General features: G+C 73.0%; 1 protein-coding gene. It reads left to right on the top strand.

Features of this window, described 5'->3' with window-relative positions; all coding sequences use genetic code 11:
* Positions 1–228: 228 nt before the first annotated feature.
* On the top strand, positions 229–2,193 hold a 1,965-nt coding region (locus ABD979_RS16830; RefSeq protein ID WP_345508665.1), incomplete at its 3' end, for a carboxypeptidase regulatory-like domain-containing protein.

Genomic DNA, 2,193 nt, shown 5'->3' with positions numbered 1-2,193 from the left:
TCCGCGCAGACGACCGCCATCGGCTGACGCACGCTGAGGCCGCACGACGGCGCCGCTCCCCACCCGGGGCGGCGCCGTTCCGCTCCCTGGCATGAGCACACGGCCGGGTCGACGACGTGCCCAGCACCCGGCAAATTGAGCAATCCACGTATAAGTGCAGCAAAAGGACAATACGGTGACCGCAGGCGTCGCGGCTCGAGTCGACGCCCGGACTCTTCGGGAGAACTCGTGGTCAGCCACCGCTTCGGGGTCGGCCGGGGTGGGGCCACGACGCGCCACCGCGCGCGGCGTGCCCTCACCCTGATCGTCGGCACTGCCGTCACCGCCGCACTCCTCCCGCTCTCGGCGGGGTCGGCCCGCGCGGCCACCTACACGATCACCGGCCACGTCAGTGGGCTCACCTCGGACGGGGTGGTCGTCGCGATCCCCGACGCGACCGTCTCCGTGTACGACGAGAACCAGGAACCGGTCGACACCGTCCAGTACGGCGGCGACGGCTCCTACACCGCGACCGTCCCCTCCCCCGGTCCCTACCGGGTGCAGGCGGGATGCTGGGACGACACGGAGTGCGGGGCCGACTGGGGCACCGAGTGGTTCCAGGATCGTTCGAGCTTCGAGGACGCCGTGCCGGTCACGGCGGGTCCCACCCCTGTCGTCGCCGACATCCAGCTCGACCGCCGCTCGACGGTCTCCGGCACGGTCCGGGACCGCGACGGCCGCGCCGTGGCGGGTGCCACCGTGACGCTGACGTCCGCCGGCGGCCAGCAGCTCACGGAGTCGACGACCGCGGCCGGTGCGTTCACCCTCACCGGTGTCGAGGCCGGCCCCGTGACCCTCTCGGCCACCGACGAGACCACCCAGAACGTCTACCCTGACGAGTTCTGGGACGGCCTCGCCAGCACGACAGACCCCGAGACCACCTGGACCGTGCCCGCGGGCACCCCGGTGACGGACGTCGACTTCGTCCTCGACCCCTGGACCGGCGTCACGGTGGCCGTGACCGACACCGCCGGCACCCCGTTGCCCAACATCGCGTGGGACCTCTACGAGAAGGGCCCGACCGACGCGGACTGGGTCGGTCGGCAGTTCGGCCCTCGTCTCACCGGACCCGATGGGACCTTCACGGCGGACGTCGAGCCCGACAGCTCGTACCGGGTCTGCGTCTTCGACACGTGGTACCGCGACTGGGCGCCGGCGATCCGCCACGAGGACCGGTGCTGGGACGGGTCCACGACCCTCCAGACGGCCAGCGACTTCACCGTCAGCACGTCGGCGCCCCACCCCCGCCTGAGCATCGTCATGCCCGTGGCGGGCAAGGCCCTCGGCGTCGGTGAGCCGTTCGTCAGCGGCAGCTCGTCGGTCGGGAGCACCGTGACCGTCGACCCGGGCACCTGGGGGCCCACCGGCGCCACGCTCTCCTACCAGTGGCTGCGCAGCACCGCGGACCGTGGCGCCAGCGAGCCCATCCCCGGCGCCACGGCACCGACCCTCGTCCTCACGAGCGACCTCGCCGGACGCTCGGTCCTCGCTCGCGTCACCGGTGCGGTCTCCGGCTACCGCACGGCCTCCGCCGAGTCCAACGCGGTCGAGGTGGAGCAGACAGCTCCCACGCTCACCGCCCCCCTTCGGATCACCGGGACCGGGACCGTCGGCAGCGTCCTGCGGGCCACGCACGGCTCCCTGACCCCTGCCGGGGACTGGTACCCCACCTACACGTGGGTCGTCGGGGGCGTCGCACGACCGGCAGACGGGGAAGGCCCACGTCCCCTCACGCTGACAGCCGCCATGGTCGGCCAGCAGGTCTCGCTGCGGATGACGGCATACCTCGGCGACTCCTCGGTGCAGCTCCTCGCGAGCGGGCCCGTCGTCGTCGGCTCTCCGGTCAGCGGCGCGGTCCCGACGATCACCGGCACCGCGCGGGTCGGCACCCGCCTGTCGGCGAATCCCGGAACCTGGGCGCCGGCGCCGGTCACTCTCGGCTACCAGTGGTACCGCGCCGGGATCGCGGTCAGCGGGGCCCGAAGCTCGGCCTACACCCTGACGCCGGCCGACAGCGGCAAACCGATGAGCGTCCGGGTCACCGGGGCCAGGACGGGCTACGTCAACACGTCCCGGACGTCGGCTGCCACCGCAGCCGTCGCCGCCGGCGTCCTCACCGCCCCGACGCCCACCATCAGCGGCACCAAGGCCGTC

The sequence above is a fragment of the Terrabacter aeriphilus genome, from assembly GCF_039542985.1.
GTDB classification, from domain to species: domain Bacteria; phylum Actinomycetota; class Actinomycetes; order Actinomycetales; family Dermatophilaceae; genus Terrabacter; species Terrabacter aeriphilus.
This window is presented reverse-complemented; position numbering and strand designations above follow the sequence as displayed.